General features: G+C 38.6%; 13 protein-coding genes. 1 reads left to right on the top strand and 12 read right to left on the bottom strand.

Translation table 11 applies throughout. The annotated features are described in order from the left end of the window. Nucleotides 1-13 precede the first annotated feature (13 nt). The 4 genes from GLIP_RS10525 to GLIP_RS10540 form a co-directional block, all read right to left on the bottom strand. Nucleotides 14-901, bottom strand: a complete 888-nt coding sequence (locus GLIP_RS10525) for a hydroxypyruvate isomerase family protein (RefSeq protein WP_008844611.1) — start codon at nucleotides 899-901, stop codon at nucleotides 14-16. 152 nt (nucleotides 902-1,053) lie between these two features. Next, complete coding sequence (gene acnA / locus GLIP_RS10530) at nucleotides 1,054-3,771, bottom strand: aconitate hydratase AcnA (RefSeq protein WP_008844612.1); 2,718 nt, start codon at nucleotides 3,769-3,771, stop codon at nucleotides 1,054-1,056. 250 nt (nucleotides 3,772-4,021) lie between these two features. Further along, nucleotides 4,022-4,801 (bottom strand): substrate-binding periplasmic protein, encoded by a 780-nt coding sequence (locus tag GLIP_RS10535; protein WP_008844613.1) that lies wholly within the window; start codon nucleotides 4,799-4,801, stop codon nucleotides 4,022-4,024. An 8-nt stretch (nucleotides 4,802-4,809) separates the two neighbouring features. Further along, on the bottom strand, nucleotides 4,810-5,064 hold the full coding sequence (locus GLIP_RS10540; protein WP_008844614.1) for a hypothetical protein: 255 nt from the start codon (nucleotides 5,062-5,064) through the stop codon (nucleotides 4,810-4,812). A 134-nt stretch (nucleotides 5,065-5,198) separates the two neighbouring features. Between GLIP_RS10540 and fabA the strand changes: the two genes are divergently transcribed. Next, on the top strand, nucleotides 5,199-5,717 hold the full coding sequence (fabA, locus tag GLIP_RS10545; RefSeq protein WP_008844615.1) for a 3-hydroxyacyl-[acyl-carrier-protein] dehydratase FabA: 519 nt from the start codon (nucleotides 5,199-5,201) through the stop codon (nucleotides 5,715-5,717). A 58-nt stretch (nucleotides 5,718-5,775) separates the two neighbouring features. On the opposite strand, the gene rmf is transcribed toward fabA, so the two are convergent. The 8 genes from rmf to GLIP_RS10585 form a co-directional block, all read right to left on the bottom strand. Further along, nucleotides 5,776-5,952 (bottom strand): ribosome modulation factor, encoded by a 177-nt coding sequence (gene rmf / locus GLIP_RS10550; RefSeq protein WP_008844616.1) that lies wholly within the window; start codon nucleotides 5,950-5,952, stop codon nucleotides 5,776-5,778. 339 nt (nucleotides 5,953-6,291) lie between these two features. Beyond that, a complete protein-coding gene (locus GLIP_RS10555; RefSeq protein ID WP_008844617.1) occupies nucleotides 6,292-8,040 on the bottom strand; it encodes a DUF3466 family protein in 1,749 nt (582 codons plus the stop codon). A gap of 62 nt (nucleotides 8,041-8,102) precedes the next feature. Then, nucleotides 8,103-10,001, bottom strand: coding sequence for an ATP-binding cassette ATPase Uup (gene uup / locus GLIP_RS10560; protein WP_008844618.1), 1,899 nt, complete (start codon nucleotides 9,999-10,001; stop codon nucleotides 8,103-8,105). Next, entirely contained in the window at nucleotides 9,998-10,231 is a 234-nt protein-coding gene (locus GLIP_RS10565; protein WP_008844619.1) for a glutaredoxin family protein, read from the bottom strand. Before GLIP_RS10565 ends, uup begins: the two co-directional genes overlap by 4 nt. Before the next feature lie 3 nt (nucleotides 10,232-10,234). Next, nucleotides 10,235-12,337, bottom strand: coding sequence for a bifunctional 23S rRNA (guanine(2069)-N(7))-methyltransferase RlmK/23S rRNA (guanine(2445)-N(2))-methyltransferase RlmL (gene rlmKL / locus GLIP_RS10570; protein WP_008844620.1), 2,103 nt, complete (start codon nucleotides 12,335-12,337; stop codon nucleotides 10,235-10,237). A 60-nt stretch (nucleotides 12,338-12,397) separates the two neighbouring features. Next, nucleotides 12,398-12,949, bottom strand: a complete 552-nt coding sequence (locus GLIP_RS10575; protein WP_008844621.1) for a cell division protein ZapC domain-containing protein — start codon at nucleotides 12,947-12,949, stop codon at nucleotides 12,398-12,400. Between the two features lie 51 nt (nucleotides 12,950-13,000). Next, the gene (gene pyrD / locus GLIP_RS10580; protein WP_008844622.1) at nucleotides 13,001-14,011 is read right to left on the bottom strand and encodes a quinone-dependent dihydroorotate dehydrogenase; all 1,011 of its coding nucleotides are present in this window, start codon (nucleotides 14,009-14,011) and stop codon (nucleotides 13,001-13,003) included. Between the two features lie 78 nt (nucleotides 14,012-14,089). Continuing rightward, nucleotides 14,090-18,928, bottom strand: coding sequence for an NAD-glutamate dehydrogenase (locus GLIP_RS10585; protein ID WP_008844623.1), 4,839 nt, complete (start codon nucleotides 18,926-18,928; stop codon nucleotides 14,090-14,092). Between the last annotated feature and the right edge of the window lie 88 nt (nucleotides 18,929-19,016).

The raw sequence follows: 19,016 nt of genomic DNA on the forward strand, positions 1-19,016 counted from the left end.
TAAAACCGTAAACTTACACGTCACAAATAGCGATCGCTTGTTGCAATGACTCAGCCTTGCCTTCATTTGATTTGGGAGTTGGAATAAATTCCTGTGCGAGATAACCGTTAAATCCCGTTTTCAATATTGCTTTTGCTATAGCTGGATAATATAACTCTTGAGTTTCATCAATTTCATTTCTTCCGGGCACGCCAGCTGTATGATAATGACCAAAATACTGATGGTTATCGGTAATTGTCCGTATCACATCTCCTTCATTAACTTGCATATGATAAATGTCATATAACAACTTAAAATGTTGACTATTTAAGCGTTTGCATAGTTCAATTCCCCATTTAGAGTTGTCAGCCATATAATCGGGATGATTGACTTTGCTGTTGAATAATTCCATTTGCAAAATTACCCCTCTTTTTTCGGCATGAGGAATAACCTTTTGCAATCCAACAGTGGCATTTTTTAAACCTTGCTCTGGGCTCATTCCACGCGCATTACCACTAAAGCAAACTAAGTTTTTATATCCTGCGTCTGCTACCAGATCTATATGCTTTAAATAACGTTGAGTGAGCTCAGCATGAAACTGAGGGTGGATCCATCCGTCTACTAAATTTAGTTCAGCACCATTACACATAGACGAATCGATATTATATTGTTTGAGTATTGGCCAATCTTTTGGTCCAACCAAATCAATTGCGTTGAAGCCTAAAGTTTTAACTAACTGACAAAGTTCTTCGATACTCAAATGCCCGTAGGTCCAACGACTTACGGAGTGATTGATATTACCTTTTAGCAATGTTTTGGACTTATCTTCCGAATGCTGTTGTCTACCCATAGCATTCTGAGTGGCTAGTGCAGCACTGGTCAGTAGCGCACCTTTTATAATGTTGCGACGAGAAATGGCCATACTTACGAACCTTTTACTTTTTTATAACATATTAAACGTTTAAGAAAAGTTTGACTAGTACGAAATGTAGAAACATTTAGGTAAAGTAGTATGAGGCGTAAATTGAGGTAATCAGATCCAAGTGCAACAGGCGTTGCACTTGGATTTAGATGTTATAAGAGCTTTCTAATGACAAATTGTAGGATGCCACCATGTTTGAAATACTCAAACTCGTTTGGTGTGTCTATTCGAATATCGGCATCAAAACTAAATGGTTGCTGGTTTGCTCTTCTAACATTCACAACAACTCTTTTTTGATTTGGTTGAATAGCATCTATATTGAATACTTCTGTGCCGTCTAATTTGAAGGTTTCTGCACTTTGCCCAGATAAAAATTGCAATGGTAAAATTCCCATTCCAATTAAGTTTGAGCGGTGAATTCGTTCGTAACTTTGCGCGATAACGGCTTTAATACCCAACATAAGTGGTCCTTTAGCCGCCCAATCTCTGGAGCTCCCCGTTCCGTATTCTCTACCTGCAATAACAACGGTGGGTATTTGTCTACTTTTGTAGATTTCTGCGGCGTCGAAAACTGTCATTTCGTTTGCATCAGGCTGCAAACGAGTCCATCCTCCTTCGGTACCGGGGGCGAGTTGGTTTTTAAGACGTACATTTGCGAAAGTTCCACGCATCATAACTTCATGGTTTCCGCGTCTTGAACCATAGGAGTTAAAATCCGTCTTTTTAACATGCTCATCTTGCAGGTATTTTGCAGCAGGCGTATCTAAACCAATTGCACCTGCGGGTGAAATGTGATCAGTCGTCACACTATCACCTAACTTTAACAAACACCTAGCATCTTTGATTGACTTTATATCGTCAGCTGTTGATGCCATATCTTCGAAGAATGGCGGACGTTTTACATAGGTAGAATCAGGCCAATCGTAAATGTCAGAATCAACTGCTTCCAGTTCATTCCAAATTTCACCACCATCATAAATAGCACCATATTTTTCAGTAAACATTTCCTTGTCGACAACATCGTTTACAATTGCCTGAATGTCTTCGTTACTAGGCCAAATATCACGTAAATAAACTGGTTTACCTTCATTACTTGTCCCGATAGGCTCCTTTGTTAAGTCAATATTCATATTTCCAGCTAAGGCATAAGCGACCACCAATGGAGGTGAAGCAAGATAATTTGTTTTAACTTCCGGATGTATGCGACCTTCAAAATTGCGGTTGCCAGAAAGCACAGAAGATACCGTTAAATCACCCGTATTAATTGCTTGGGATATGGGATCAGGTAATGGACCTGAATTTCCTATACAGGTAGTACATCCATAACCCACAAGGTTAAACCCTAATTGGTTAAGTTCTTCGGAAAGTTCAGCTTTATTCAAATATTCGGTGACGACTTGTGAGCCTGGCGCAAAACTGGTTTTAACCCAAGGGTGAACGTTCAGTCCGAGTTTATTAGCATTTTTTGCAAGCAATCCAGCAGCAACTAATACAGATGGATTTGAGGTGTTGGTACAGCTTGTTATAGCAGCAATGACTACAGCACCGTCATCAAGCTTAAAAGTTTGCCCATTATACTCACACTTAATCGATTTAGTGATTTCCTCCTGTCCCTGCCCCCCTTCACTTTCGTAACGTCCTTCAGAAGTATCTTCAGGAGCAATCTTTAATTCAGATTGATCTGACACCCACTTTTTAAAACTATTGGCCGCATCGCTAAGTGCAATGCGATCTTGTGGTCGTTTTGGACCAGCAATAGCAGGAACAATAGTACCTAAATCAAGTTTTAACTTGTCGTGATATTGTGCGCTATTGAGAGAATCTGCCCCCCACATATTTTGTGCTTTGCTATAGACAGTAATGTAGTCAATTTGTTCTTCGCTGCGTCCCGTCAACCGAAGATACGTTATTGTTTGTTCATCTATTGGAAAAAGTCCGCAAGTTGCACCGTACTCTGGGGACATGTTCGCAATAGTGGCGCGGTCAGCTACCGACAAGTGTTTTATTCCGTCACCAATAAACTCGACAAATTTACCCACTACCCCAAATTCTCGTAATTGCTGAGTAACCGCTAAAACCATATCAGTGGCTGTCACTCCTGGTGCAAGTTGGCCGGTCAACTCCATGGCAACGACTTCCGGAATAAGCATAGTGACGGGCTGTCCAAGCATGGCTGCTTCAGCTTCAATGCCGCCTACGCCCCACCCCATTACACCAAGACCATTGATCATAGTCGTATGCGAATCGGTTCCAACTAGTGTATCGGGGAATAATAGTGTTTCATTTTCGCTTTCTTCCGCAAACGTTACTCTCGCTAAATATTCCAGATTAACCTGATGCACAATTCCTTTTCCAGGAGGTACAACTTTAAAATTGTTGAAGGCTTTTTGTCCCCACTTAAGAAATTGATATCTCTCTTTATTTCGCTTAACTTCTATTGCAGTGTTATTTCTAAAAGCATCTTCACTGCCATATTCATCAACCATAATTGAGTGATCAATTACTAAATCAACAGGTTTCAGAGGATTTATTTTCGTTGGATCTCCGCCTAATTGATTCATAGCATCACGCATAGCTGCTAAATCAACTACCGCAGGTACGCCTGTAAAGTCTTGAAGAATTACTCGCGAAGGTACAAATGCTATTTCAGTTGCAGATGCCGCGCTATTGTCCCACTCTACCAGCGCATCGATGTCTTCTTGTTGCACAAAAATGTCTTCGTTATGACGTAATAAATTTTCGAGCAATAATTTGGCTGTAAGAGGAAGGCGTTCAATCGATTCAGGTGAGCCTGCTTTGTTGATGCTGTAGTAGCGATAGTTTTTGTCGCCAACAGAAAGAGTAGTTTGATATTTTGAACTTGATCCCATGAGGCTTCCTTTTACGTTGTGTTTTAGTTTAAATCTCTTCTAAGAAAACAACCTGATAACTGTAAGAGGTATAATTCTCTCAAATCGTTCCATAAAACTGTTTTAAGCTAATTAACGATACAATTTATATGTGTATTCATATTATTGAAGCAATAACTTAGCCAACACCGAAAGCTTTAGTAATTGAAGGTTTATAGGTAGTTACAAGTCTCAATTACCTATAAATTTTTCAATGATTGTAATATCTACATTATTTAAAGCTCCGTTGGGGATTGCCTTTATTAGGTAAATAATGTTGCTCCCTGATGTTTTTAAAATCCCCGTTTAATTTACCTCGGGCAATGATTCCTTCTAACTCCGCAACTCTGGACATTAACTTCGATTTTTTGCTTAAAGCAAAATAGTACCCCTGCGGCGAATCTGTTTGGAATTTTGCTGGAATAATGATGCGATTGTTTGTATCTAATACCTTAATTGTACTGGGGGCGAAGTGTATAAAACCATCAACACGATCTTTTTCAAGCAACCCAATTTTTTGTTCCAAAGAGGATACCTTTACCAGTGCAGGCCAATCATTGTTATCAATATGCTCAAAGTAGGTTCCGCCAATTGTTACTGCTAAGGTTGACTGTTTAAAGGATTCTAAAGTGGAAATTTTTTGATGGTCGGTGTTTTTGATGAAGATGGTATTTTGCAAAGATTCGTAACTAGGCTTTAATAGAATAAATCCCGTTTCTTTTGTGTAAACCGGACTAAGACCTACCACTATATCTAGATTTCCGTTTTGAAGTTCCACAATACGGCGTGCAAAGGTTAAAGGTGTAATGACTAATTCCACATCAAGCTTGGATGCAATATAGTTTAAATATTTTGCGTGTAAACCACTGGGGAACTCAGGAGAAACAGAAGATTGTAATGTATCTTTAGCGTAACAAACACTCACCAAGACGGATGAACAAAATACAATTAAAAAGTGTAGTTGTAATCGTTTACCGAAATACTCTTTCAATACAAAACCCCATTTTAACATTACAACAATCACCTCTTATGATCTTTCAACCATTCGTTCAATAATTTTATTTGGCCACACTTATAAGCCGCATAGGTTATCCTTAATGCATTAGATAATACTTCATTATCAGTCCAATTCGTTTTTTCACGAATTTCTTCGTAACAGCTCATGGCGTCTTTTGAAACATATCCTCTTATGTGTTTATGACCGAGTTCTTTTTGACGTTGACGATATCGTTTTTGTTTTTCAGCGTTAGCTATTTTCTTAGGGTTTTTGTCCATTTTATACAATATCTAAATTATTTAAGGTTACAATAGGTACAAAATAGCAGTTTGTCTTGATTATTTCACTGTTCAGAGTTGTTTAGCTTACAACTGTTCGCTAAATTAGACCTTTTAAACTAGAAGAAGCCCAAATGAGTAATTTTAAATCAAGTTTTAGCCGTGAAGACCTCTTGTCATGCAGTCAAGGAGAGCTTTTTGGGCCAGGAAATAGTCAGTTACCCGCTCCGAACATGCTTATGATGGATCGGATTGTAACCATTAGTGAAACTGGCGGAAAATATGACAAAGGTTATATTTTAGCCGAATTGGACATAACCCCAGATCTTTGGTTTTTCGATTGCCACTTCCCTGGCGATCCGGTAATGCCAGGTTGTTTAGGTCTCGATGCCATGTGGCAATTAGTTGGTTTTTTCCTTGGATGGTGTGGTGGACCTGGTAAAGGACGCGCGCTAGGAGTGGGTGAAGTTAAATTTACTGGTCAAATCCTACCTACCGCTAAAAAGGTAACCTATAAAATTGATATGAAGCGTGTAATAAAACGTAAATTATTTATGGGAATGGCTGACGGTGTCGTTGAAGTTGATGGCCGAGAAATTTATGCTGCAGAAAATTTAAAAGTAGGCTTATTCCAAGATACGAGTAGTTTTTAAAAAGCTACATTTAAGTTCTACCCCAAAACTACAAAAGCCCCTAACGGGGCTCATTTCTTTAACGGCTATTTAAACCTATATTGCGGTCTTCGATAGCCTCTCGCCATCCTCCTAACCACTCGGAACGTGATTCCGTTGTTTGAAATGGACAGTTTTCTTTAGAACGTCCTGATATGCCTGCTTGATAGCCTTTTGAATGAGCTCTGGAAAGTTTATCGCGTTTTTGTCTTTTCATTGAGTGACCTCTTATTGAAAAATATACATGTGATTATTTGAACCACACAATTGAGACTATCCTAATCGCCAAAGGGTTCAATATGTTGATCAAATTTATTTTTGGAAAACGCAATAAATAATTGATTATATGTAGTTTTTATTCTTAAATTAAATTGTAATATAGCTAACTTTTTTAATACCTAATTGATATTACACATTTGTTACGATAAGTAGCTAGCCTGCTGCAGGCTGATCGTCACTAAATTGACACAAAAAAGCCCCATATTGCTATGGGGCTAAACCAAAAATCAACTCATGTCTTTGCTGCATAAATATTCAGCAATTTTCAATATGCTTTCTAGTTTTTTCGCTTAATTCTGAAACCTGCGACGATTAAAATTAATCCTAAAAGATAGTAGATACTTCCACCTTTACGTTCAACTTTATCTTGAACCAAGCGGCAATCATCAATACTACCGCCCGGAATTGGCACCAATTTAACCGCTACTGTCATATTTTCAAAGATAGTATTTCCGCGTGCATCAAGAGCTAACTCGCCATTGATACTAGAACGCTCACGATAAACGATTGCTGTTGCAGTGATTTCGTCATTATCATTAATATCGTTACCTTGAATGATGGTATAAGGTGTATCACAACTTAATAAATCATTTATATTGGTAAACTCTTCGGTATTAATATCGTAAATAAATCCTTCGCTACGTCGGCTACCAATTAAATCGGTTTCTACTTCTCCTTCACCCACAACTAAACCGTTATTATTTATAGCTCTTGCTTTACTTGATGAACTTTCGAAAAAGTCATCAGGAAAAGTAGTCACATTTCCACGGTAATCATGCACAAAAAACTTATTGCGGGTAGAGGCTGTAATAACTTTGGAAGCGAAGCCAACAACGATATCGTTGTCATTTATATCCAGAGCAGTACTTTCTATATAATCGTTATCGCTGATAATTCCAACTACTTCATCACCATCAAAAACAGCCGCTTTATTTACAACAATAGTTTGTGAATCTAGAAAGTAATCATTTGAGATACCAACCGCGATACCATTATTATTAATGGCGTTGGCTTGGCTAGAATAAAACCGTTCATCCCCTGGTTCCGGATCTAAGATTGTGCCCAGTTCTCTTGAGTCCAAAAGTTCACCGCTAGAAGTAAACTCCCAAATCATTGCCCTGCGCTTGAAGGTTTGATCCAATGGATAACGAGACCCCAGCGCAGCGGTCATTCTAGCTCTTATTCTACCTTGATATTGATCACGAAGTTGTCTTAAGCAATACTCCTGCGGAATATCGCCTCTTTCGTTTTCATCTTCACAAAGTTCAACAACTTCTTCAAAACCTTCAACCGCTTCTACTGAACCGTAACCCGCTACTTCAAAACTGTCGTTAATGTCGTTTGCAACGCTAATCCCACCTAACAGATCTTCGATGGGAGGTATATCTATAGTAGTTCCGTTAATATCTAAAAAGCCGTGAACTAAAAAATCTTGTACGTGATATACCAGATTTGCGCCATTTTCATTACGATAGTTGATTTTTCGAAACGGTGCTTCTGCAAAACCAACCGTGGCAGAAAAATTATTAATTCCTCTCACCAAGGTATCAGCACTTTTTGTTAAACCTTGTAAATCTTGTTCAACTACATCAAAAGCGATTTTTTCTTCAACTTCCGTGTTTTCTAACACGTAACTTTGCACTTTTGCAATTTGCTGATAAAACGGATTCGTTGAATCATTGCTTTGCGTAAAAAAGATACTTCCTGTGGTTGCATCTGAGGTGATAAAGCTATAAAGAATTAGCAAGTCTTCATCGTTGATATTCCCAACTGCGGCTCCATCAGGGTCCGTGAGTAAATTAATTAATGCTTCGCTTTCAAAGTTAATTAAATCTACATCAATGGGCGGGTTGAATGGTGATAATATTGACGCAGCAACATCCCCTCTATCATTGATTGCTCTGGCATAGCTGTTGACACCTTTATCTCTTAAAGGTAATTCTACAACTGAATATTTTGCTGCTTGCGCTGAACAAACAGTTAGCGCACAAAGGGTTAGCCCAAAGGCCAGCCGATTCATTTTCATTACGTATCCTGTAAATTACTACTTAATTAGCTAATTTCGGTAATTCGATAATGCGAGCATATTTAATGCGATTGCATACCTTCTAGCTCATCCCATCTTTCATACGCTTTTTCGAGCGAACTTTCACAATCAGCCAGATCACTAATTGCTATATTAAAATCATCTTGGGATTGCTTAAAAAATTCCGGATCATTTATTTTACTTTGTAAAACCTGGACTTTATTTTCTAATTTTTCTATTTCTTTTGGCAAAGTATCCAGCTCTAATTGATGCTTGTAAGACAGTTTCTTTGTCTTTTTCACTATCGGTTGAGATTTAGGACTCGGTGATTTTACAGAAGTTTCGTCTTCTGTGTGTTTTTTTTCTGCCTGATACCAAGTTTCAATGTCGGTATAACCGCCAACAAACTCTTTCAGTACACCATTACCTTCAAAAAACAGGCTAGATGTTACGACATTATCTACAAATTCTCTATCATGGCTGACTAAAATTACGGTGCCTGTATATCCCGAAATCAAATCCTCGAGCAACTCCAGTGTTTCCACATCCAAATCATTGGTTGGCTCATCCAGAATTAAAATATTAGATGGCTTTAATAGTAACTTAGCTAGCAACAATCTATTTTTTTCACCACCAGAGAGTGACCGCACCGGCGCATTAACTCGTTCTGGAGTAAATAGATAGTCTTGAAGATAACTCATAACATGTTTGTACTGGCCGTTAACGTTCAAATCACGTTTACCATCCGCTACTACATCGATTACACTTTTATCAAGGTCAAGTGCCAATCTATGCTGATCAAAATAGGCAACCTCTAAATTTGCGCCTTGTTTAACTGATCCTGATTGCGGTTCTAAACTACCTAATAACAAGCGAATTAGGGTACTTTTACCACAGCCATTAGGACCGATTAATGCAAGTTTATCGCCTCTAAAGACATTGAGTTCAAGATTATCAACAATCACCTTATTATCGATTTCGTAGTGTAGATCTACTGCTTCAAATACAATCTTACCCGACGTATTTCCGGTACTTACTGTTGCTTTAGCTCTGCCTTGTAAATTACGTCTTTGAGAATGTTCTTGGCGTAACGCTTTTAGAGCTCGAACACGACCTTCATTACGTGTACGTCTAGCCTTAATCCCCTGTCGAATCCACACTTCTTCTTGAGATAGTTTTTTATCAAATTCAGCATTAGCGTTTTCTTCGTTTTTTAAATCTTCTGCTTTTTTATCTAAATATGTTTGATAATTGCCGGGATAACTTGTGAGCTTACTGCGATCTAAATCAACGATACGTGAAGCCACAGCACGAATAAAAGCGCGGTCATGACTAACAAAAACGACCGCCCCCTTATATTCTTTGATAATGCCCTCTAGCCATTTGATCATATGTATATCTAAATGGTTAGTTGGCTCATCTAAAAGTAAGATGTCTGGGTTGCCTACTAATGCTCTTGCTAACGCAGCTTTACGACGCCAGCCGCCCGATAACGAAGATAATTGCTGGTTACCATCGAGTTCTAACAATGTTAGTACTTGACTAATTTGCTGTTCAAACTGCCAAGCGTCTTGGTGCTCGAGTTTGTGTTGCAATTGTTCCAACACCTGTAAATTTTTATCACTAGGGTCAGTCGAAACCAAGTTAATTTGATGAAAATAGTCTTTTAGTAATTCACCCGTTTCGGCCATTCCTTCAGCGACATAATCAAACAAAGATGACTCAACACTTTCAGGTGGATCTTGTGGCAAGCGTGAAATTCGTACATTCGCAGAAATGATTCTTTGACCATCATCTAATACTTGCTCTCCTTCCAACACTTTTAGCAAGGTCGATTTGCCACAACCATTTCGACCTACCAAACAAATACGTTCGCCAGGATGAACAACAAGTTCGCCTTTTTCTAATATGGCAGGATGACCAAAAGAAAGTTGCGCATTTTTTAACTGCAACAAGCTCAATCTAAAAACTCCTGTAGTTGGGTTAAATCGAATGGCCAGCCTAGTTCAGCTTGAGTATCCATACGTTTAAGCACCGGAATTCTTGCTCCATATAGATGAAAAAGTTGGGTATCTGACTTCACATCAACTTTTGTTACATTGAGGTCATAACTCGACTTAACTTGATCTAACAATGCCTGCGCTAATTCACATAAATGACATTGTTTCCCAGTGTAGAAATATAACTGCATTAATTAGTTCACTCGTTTACTTAATACCCAACAGTGATGTATTTTGGGATTACGTTTAAAATCTTCTGGAATAGTTTGTTGAGTAATATTCTCAACACTTAAGCCAATGGCTTTAACTGCGGATTCGTCTAATTTAAAACTACGCAGATTATTAGAAAAAATAATCTCACCATTTGCATTCAAGCGCGCATGGGCTGAGGCTAAAAGATCTAAATAATCACGCTGAACATCCCAAGTCGTATCCATACGTTTTGAGTTGGAAAACGAGGGAGGGTCAATAAATATTAAATCATAATCTTGTTGATGATCGTTTAACCATGTTAGGCAATCAGCCTGTATAAATTGGTTTGCGCAGGCAATATTATTTAATTGCACATTTTGTTTTGCCCAATTTATATAGGTTTTTGACATATCAACTGTAGTAACTGATTTAGCACCACCAAGCCCAGCATGAACGGAAACACTGCCGGTGTATGCAAATAGGTTTAGCACGTCTTTGTTTTTTGATCGCTGCTGTACTAAATGGCGGGTAATTCTATGATCTAAAAACAATCCTGTATCTAAATAGTCAGATAAATTAACTTCAAATTTAGCCCCATTTTCAAATACGTTAAACGTCACCTTCTTTTCGGCGACCTTTTGGTATTGCTCACTCCCCTTTTGTCTTTGCCGGGTTTTAACAATAATTTGCGCTGAATTGACACCTGTAATCTCCGGCAAGGCAAGTAAAACGTCGTGCAATCGTTTACGTGTTTTTTGTTCAGGTATATCTTTAGGGGCTGCATATTCTTGTACAACTAACCAATCAGCATAGCGATCTATGGCAACGTTATATTCAGGTAAATCGGCATCATATAATCGATAACAATTGGTGTTTTGCTTTTTAAGCCAACGACTCAATGATTTGATGTTTTTAGCTAAACGGTTAGCAAAATCTGATTGAGGTATTGTCGATTCTTTAACAACCACATTTTTCGCGTCTAAAACATAATTAACCAGTTGACACTCAATTGCACCGTTATTCAGTTTGTAGTCTTTATTTGCAACCAACTTTAACTGTTTAAACAGGTCTCGGTTTGAGGTTAATAAACTGACACGCCAACCCTGAAAATGCTGTTTAAGATGGTCTCCCCATGCTTGAAAAACAGGTAGAAGCTCAGTTAACTCATTTAATCTTTCACCATAAGGTGGATTGGAGACAATATACCCTGCTTCACTATCAACTTGTAATTTGGTCGCATCAGAATTAAAAAAGGTAATATGCTCCAACATCTTAGCAGCGTCAGCATTTTGTTTAGCAGTATTTAAGACGCGTCTATCCAAATCATTCGCAAATATTTTGGCAGTAGGTTTTTGTTGTTGGCTAATGGCTTTTTCAATTAATTCAAGCCAAATTTCATTCTGATGCAATTTCCAGTGGGTAAAGCCCCACTGCTGGCGACCTAGTCCCGGAGCAATATTGCAGGCCATTAACGCTGCCTCGATAGCTATTGTGCCTGAGCCACACATGGGATCAAAAAGCACTTTAGAACGATCATTATTCCAGCCGCTGCGTAATAACATCGCACACGCTAAATGCTCTTTTAGTGGCGCTTGCCCTGTCTGTTGTCGATAATGGCGTTGATGTAAACTGCGACCGGAAATATCCAAATAGACAGCAAAGTTTTCTCTACGCACACGTGCTTGTACGCGTATATCTGGCATAGACTTACTGATCGATGGTCTTTCGCCAAAATGATGAGAAAAGGTATCAACGATGGCATCTTTGACTTTTAAGGCACCGAATTGCGTATTGTTAATTGTTCTATTTGTACCGACAAAATCCACGACGAACGTATTGGAAACAGAGAAGTGGTCTTGCCAAGGTACAGTGGCAACTATGTCATAGAGTTCTTCAGCACTATCAATTTTGCCTTCGGCTAGCTGCACTAGAACTCGATTAGCTAAACGAGACCACAAACAAACCTGATAAACATCGCTTAGTTCTCCGCTGAAGTAAACCTGACCAGGACGCATTTTCAAACTGCAATGAGGTAACAGAGAAGTAAGTTCGTCGAGCAATAGCCCATCAAGACCTTTTGAAGTTGTTACAAGAATTTCAAACATGTAGGTACCAATAAATAAAATCCCGTGGATTATACGGGATAAAACCAGGCGGTATAAGGGTTAATTAATATGCTCGTTGGATTGTTCTATAGGATCGTCATTTATTTGCTCTAAACTCACTAAACGATCGGAATGCACATTGATGAGTGAAAATTGTTTGTGAATTTTATTATCTGCCGTTTTAAAGTCTTCAGATAAATTTAGGCACAAAGCCAAACTACCTTGCTGTTGTAAAGTTAGCACTAGATAGCTTTCCTGATTACAGGATAGCCAAGCTAGTTGTTGTTCAGGACCGACTAAACAACTCGGGTGTTTTTCATATAACCAACTTTTATGTATAACAGGTTTGTGAAAACACTTAGCCGCGGTTGCATTTAAAGCAATTTGCGTCTTTACACTTTGCTCAAACGGCACATTAGATTGATTGACCGCTTCTAAAGATTCGATGAAGCATTGTGAATGTAGAATTTCAAAATATAAGTTTTCTGGGATTACCTGCAATTGTGAGTCTACAAAAGCAGTTTGAAATGACAGCCCAGCATTCAACTCAATCATCAAAAAATGTGACTGTTTATCGATATACCACTTCCAATGTCCTGAAGGCAACAGCATAGAAATATCTAATTTAAAATAAACGTTAAGAAAGGTAGCACAAATCTAAATTTACACTAACCCTTTCACAATTTGTTTTATCAAAGGAGGCCCCTGATAGATAAAGCTAGAATAAATTTGCACTAAAGTAGCCCCCGCATTGAGTCTGTCATTTGCGGTCGCACTGGAATGAATTCCTCCCACACCAATGATAGGCATTGCACCTTGCAATGCTTCAGCAAGCACTTTTGTGACATGAAGACTTTTTGCAGTCAGCACTTCACCACTTAAGCCGCCAGCCTCTTTAGCATAACGTAATCCTTCCACAGAGCTGCGGTCAAGTGTGGTATTGGTAGCAATTACGCCATCGATTTCTGTTTTTAATAATGAATTGGCAATGTCTTTAATTTCTTTATCGGTTAAATCCGGTGCAATCTTCACTACCAAAGGCACGTACTTACCATGTATTTGTGCTAATTGTTTTTGTTCGGCTTTTAAGCCTAGGAGTAATTTGTCTAGCGCTTCTCCGTACTGTAACGATCTTAACCCTGGGGTATTGGGACTAGAAATATTAACTGTTACATAATCAGCGTATGCATATACTTTTTTTAAGCAAATTAGATAATCATCGAGTGCATTTTGTTCTTCTGTTTGTTTATTTTTACCAATATTAATTCCCAAGATACCGTCGTAATTCGCTTGTTTAACCTGTTCAACTAAATAATCTACGCCTTTATTGTTAAACCCCATTCGATTTATCAGTGCATTGGCATCCGGAAGTCTAAACATTCTGGGTTTTTCATTTCCGGGTTGCTCAAGCGGCGTAACTGTCCCAATTTCAATAAAACCGAATCCCATTGCTGCAAATGCATCAATACATTCGCCATTTTTATCCAAGCCAGCGGCTAATCCCAACGGGTTTTTAAACGTCAAACCAAAACAATTTACCGGATGAGCTGCTACAGATTGTTGGTAGGTAGATTTTAATAAGTTGTGTTGCGTGCGCTTTAAAAAATTTAATGTAAAGTCATGACTCCATTCGGGATCACATTGGAACAACGCTTTTTGTACGATTGGATACATAGTTAACCTCAAATAAAAAGCCCTGATATCAGGGCTTTTGGTATAAATTATATAAAGCGGAAATGTGCTAAATGATACTTAGTTACTCGCATTAATGCTGAGTAACATTAGTTCACGCAGTGCAACAGAAAATTTCGCAAACTCATGGGTATTACTAGTTTTGAATTCTGACATCATATGATACCAGCGGTCTAGCAATATCGTATTATTCTCCATCCATTTATTCAATATCTCTTCTGCATCATTACTATCTGGAGCACCATTTAGCAAGACTGATGTAAGCGAGCGTTGTTGCCAATCCAACTCTTCTCGATATGATGCTCTAGCTAAGGCCTGCCAATGGTTACTTACCGCTTGATTATTGATTTGATCAAGGAACCAATGTAATTGCAGCTTTGCTCCAAGATTAAAGTATAAACTTGCGGCTACATCCAGTTTACGGTTTTCCGATTGCGTCATTTGCGCTAAGTCTAAACAACAGAACATATTACTTAAACTTGCCACTTTATACGCAATCTTTTGCGGAACCCCTTTACTGACATAATCAGATGTGAACTTTTCTAGTTGACTATATTCTTTGTCTACTAAGTAACGTTCCAAATTTTTACTTAAATCATTAAAGGTAGGAACATACAGATTAACTGCGTCGGTAATAGACATGTGTTTTTCACCATGTCTAAGGAACCAACGCGACGCTCTGCGCATAGTTCTGCGCATACGATCTAGCATTTCAAGTTGTGTTTTAGCCGACACTTTATTGTCTAGATCTTCAATTTCTTGCCATAGAGCATCAATCCCAAATACTGCCTTGACCACAGAATAAGCTGTGGCCACTTCATCCACTGCAGCTCCGGTTTCTTCTTGCATTCTAAATACGAAATTTAAGCCCATATCATTAACCATATTATTGGTTAATTTAGTGGCGATAATTTCAGCTCGAAGTGGATGGAACTCCATTTGCGGAACAAATCTATCTTGCAGCTTTTGTGGGAACGCACTGACCAATAATTGTTCATGGTATGGGTTATTCGTGATTTGTTCGATATTCAGCTTTTGTTTTAGCACCATTTTGCCATAGGCAATCATCACTGAAAGCTCAGGTCTGGTAAGTCCTTTACCTGAGGCTTGACGATCGGAAAGCTCGTCATCTGATGGAATAAATTCTAGCTCTCTATTAAGTGCACCTTCACGCTCTAAACCATGGATAAAACGTAATTGTTCTTTGAGTAAGGTCGGTCCACCAAATTCAGTTATGGAAATTGATTGGGTTTGACGGTAGCAATCTTGAATCACTAACTCTGCAACATCATCTGTCATTGAATACAGCAATTCATTGCGTTGTTTTTTGGTCAAATCCCCAGCACTAACTAAAGCATTTAGTAGAATTTTTATGTTAACTTCATTATCTGAACAATCAACGCCACCTACATTATCAATAAAATCAGTATTAACTCGACCACCTTTGGCGGCATATTCAATACGGCCTAGCTGGGTTAATCCGAGGTTTCCACCTTCACCAATAATTTTTGCACGTACATCTTTACCGTTTACACGAGTATCGTCGTTGGCACGATCCCCTACTTCACTATGAGTTTCTTTCGTCCCTTTAACATAGGTTCCAATACCGCCGTTCCAAATGAGGTCGACTTGCATCTTTAATGCATTATGAATCAGTTCGTTTGGTGTCATCGCGTTTTGCGTTGTTCCTAACCACTTTTTCATTTCATTGGTTAATTTAATCGATTTCGAAGCACGACTGAAAATACCGCCGCCTTTAGAGATTAATGATTTGTCATAGTCGTCCCAAGATAATGACGGATTTTCAAATAATCGCTGTCTTTCAACGTAACTTTTCTGGGTATCTGGATTAGGATCAAAGAAAATATGCAAATGGTTAAACGCACAAATAAGCCGAGTATGTTTCGACAACAACATACCGTTCCCAAATACATCACCGGCCATATCACCAACCGCAACGCAGGTAAAATCGGTCGTTTGACAATCAATATTAATTTCTCTGAAGTGGCGTTTAACAGATTCCCATGCTCCACGAGCAGTAATCCCCATTTTTTTGTGGTCGTATCCAATACTTCCACCCGATGCAAACGCATCACCAAGCCAGAAATTAAATTCTTCTGAAATGCCATTGGCAATATCGGAGAAGGTCGCAGTTCCTTTATCGGCTGCAACGACTAAGTAAGGGTCGTCTTCGTCTATACGTACTACATTTTTAGGAGGAACTATTTCGCCATCGACGATGTTATCTGTAATATCCAGTAAACTACGGATGAAAATACGATAGCAATCTTGCCCTTCTTTTTGAATTGCATCGCGTCCTTGGTCCATTGGCAGATTTTTACAAACAAAACCACCTTTAGCTCCTACAGGCACGATCACGGTATTTTTTACTTGTTGTGCTTTAACCAGACCTAGCACTTCAGTTCTGAAATCTTCACGGCGATCAGACCAACGCAATCCACCTCTGGCAACTTTACCGCCTCGTAAATGCACACCTTCAATGCGCGGAGAGTAGACAAAGATCTCAAATTTGGGCAGCGGCAGAGGCATATCAGGGATGAGTTCTGGTAACAACTTAAATGACATGTAAGGCTTTTCATTACCTTGTTCGTCAGGTTGATAGAAGTTGGTACGTAAAGTCGCCAAAATCATATCTAAATAACGACGGATAATTCTGTCATCATCTAAATTGGAAACTTGGTCAAGCCGTTCTTTGATATCGCCTAAAATACTTTCTGCTTTTTTCTCACTTCTTTTCTTACTTGGGTCAAAGCGATTAGCAAACAGTTCAATAAGTTGTTTGGCAATATTTGGATAATTAGCCAGCGTATTCGCCATATATGTAATACTAAACGAGCTGCCTGTTTGACGCATATATTTAGCATAAGCACGTAAAATTGTGACATTACGACCAGTTAATCCCGCTCCTAACACAAGTCGATTAAACGGGTCATCTTCCAAAGTGTTGTGCCAAACCTTTGCAAATGAATCTTGAAATAAAGCTTGTGCAGCCTCCATATCCAATTGCTGACTATTACTGTGTAGCATTGAAAAATCCATAATCCAATGCACATCGCCGTTCTGACAGTTGATTTTATAAGGACTTTCGTCGATTACGCGTAACCCAAAATGTTCTAACATCGGTAACACGGCAGACAAATGAATGGGCTCTTTGCGGTGGAAGAGTTTTAATTTAACAGCCTTGGAATCGTGTCCTTCTTCTTGCGGCCTATAAAACAACATATCTAAAGAGTGCGATTCAGTCAGTTGCTCTAATTTGCTGATATCAACCAATGCAACGCTGGGCAAATTTTGTTCTGTGTAGCTGCGTGAAAAGGCATTGCCGTATTTTTGTTCAAGCGCTTTCCCTGCTGCTTCGCCATAAGTTGCACTAATTGAGGCTGCTAATCTATCGTTCCAGCTTTTGGTTAGTTCGATAATATTCTTTTCGATATCCTTCACATTGAATTCCGCATTGTTGTCTTTTACTCGAGCGATATAGTGGGTGCGTGCATAGACAGATTCAGAAAAATAAGTTGTAAATTCTACCTGCTCTTCACTATTAAATGATTTCTGTAATAACTCTTGCGTTTCTTTACGCAACTGCGTGTTATAGCGCTCACGAGGAACATAAACCATACAGCTAATAAAACGCCCAAACGCATCCTTACGAACAAATAATTTCGATATACCGCGCTCTTGCATCTGAAAAATGCCGAGGATTATTTGGCCTAGCTCTTTTTCATCGCCCTGTAGTAATTCATCACGAGGATAAGTTTCGATAATATTGACGAACGCTTTATAAGCATGAGAGCTTTTATCAAAACCAGAATGTCTGCAAATACGCTCAATTTTGCGTTGTAGGACTGGCAATTGAGTCGCGCTACTATTATAAAAAGAAGCTGAATATAGTCCTAAGAAACGATGTTCACCCGTGACATTACCTTCATCGTCAAAGCACTTAATTCCCACATAATCCATATATGCTGGACGGTGGACGCGCGCACGACTATTGGTTTTGGTAAGGATCAGAGGATGTTTACTTAAGGCTTCTTTTTGTGCTGAAAGTGGGAGATTTGATAAAATTCTATCGCGGTCGCTAATAGAGTTTTTCATTAAACCTAAGCTAGTTTCATTTTTTGGTGTCCAGCGATGATCCCCTTCAATGGCATTGACATCATAATATCGGTAGCCCATCAGGGTAAAATTATGATCATTTAACCAACTTAAAAACTCTATCGCTTGCTGCTGTTCTTCTTCATTTGCTGGGCAATGAGATGTGGGAAACTCTTTAATAATATTAGTGAGCTTATCACGCATAGATTCCCAATCTGATACCGCTAAAGATACTTCACCAACTACTGATAGCAATTCGCTCGTCAACTGATTTAACGCTGCTTTTGATACTTGTCTATCAACTTCGATTAAAAATACCGTTTCTTTTACTTTTTCCTTAACGCGAGATTTACTGCTTAGAAATTCCTCTACTTCGCCTTTTTCATTGCGCTTTAAGTTAATCGGACTATGCAATAACAAATGCGACGTTATATTTAGGCGATTAAGGGTCATTCTTACAGAATCAACCAGAAATGGCATATCTCTAACAATAATTTCAACTATGGTGTGCGAAGACTGCCAACCATGTTTAGAAATTTCAGGGTTAAATACCCGTATTTTTGGCTGTTGGCCATCATATTTAGCAAACTCATTCCACAGACTTAAGGTGGCGCCGTACAGATCGCTATCGTTGCGATTCTCTAAATCGTCTACTGAAATATTTTTAAACAATAGACGTGAAAATTGCTCAACTAATTCGGCGTGAGACTTATCTATCTTTTTATTAATGAGTTTAAATACATTTTCTAACAGAACTGAATGTTGGTTATTGGAAACCGTCATTTGCATACCTTGTAATGAAATAAGTGTTAATTTTTAATCAACACAACAACTGGATTCTTTTTAGATTAGTCAAAAGGCTGAGATATAT

Origin of the sequence: Aliiglaciecola lipolytica E3, from assembly GCF_000314975.1 — a bacterium.
Classification (GTDB): domain Bacteria; phylum Pseudomonadota; class Gammaproteobacteria; order Enterobacterales; family Alteromonadaceae; genus Aliiglaciecola; species Aliiglaciecola lipolytica.

Coding starts and splice junctions, on each gene's coding strand:
- rmf (WP_008844616.1), bottom strand. CDS start 5,952: ATGAAAAGACAAAAACGCGATAAACTTTCCAGAGCTCATTCAAAAGGC.
- GLIP_RS10525 (WP_008844611.1), bottom strand. CDS start 901: ATGGCCATTTCTCGTCGCAACATTATAAAAGGTGCGCTACTGACCAGT.
- fabA (WP_008844615.1), top strand. CDS start 5,199: ATGAGTAATTTTAAATCAAGTTTTAGCCGTGAAGACCTCTTGTCATGC.
- GLIP_RS10585 (WP_008844623.1), bottom strand. CDS start 18,928: ATGACGGTTTCCAATAACCAACATTCAGTTCTGTTAGAAAATGTATTT.
- GLIP_RS10555 (WP_008844617.1), bottom strand. CDS start 8,040: ATGAAAATGAATCGGCTGGCCTTTGGGCTAACCCTTTGTGCGCTAACT.
- GLIP_RS10565 (WP_008844619.1), bottom strand. CDS start 10,231: ATGCAGTTATATTTCTACACTGGGAAACAATGTCATTTATGTGAATTA.
- pyrD (WP_008844622.1), bottom strand. CDS start 14,011: ATGTATCCAATCGTACAAAAAGCGTTGTTCCAATGTGATCCCGAATGG.
- GLIP_RS10535 (WP_008844613.1), bottom strand. CDS start 4,801: ATGTTAAAATGGGGTTTTGTATTGAAAGAGTATTTCGGTAAACGATTA.
- acnA (WP_008844612.1), bottom strand. CDS start 3,771: ATGGGATCAAGTTCAAAATATCAAACTACTCTTTCTGTTGGCGACAAA.
- GLIP_RS10575 (WP_008844621.1), bottom strand. CDS start 12,949: ATGCTGTTGCCTTCAGGACATTGGAAGTGGTATATCGATAAACAGTCA.
- rlmKL (WP_008844620.1), bottom strand. CDS start 12,337: ATGTTTGAAATTCTTGTAACAACTTCAAAAGGTCTTGATGGGCTATTG.
- GLIP_RS10540 (WP_008844614.1), bottom strand. CDS start 5,064: ATGGACAAAAACCCTAAGAAAATAGCTAACGCTGAAAAACAAAAACGA.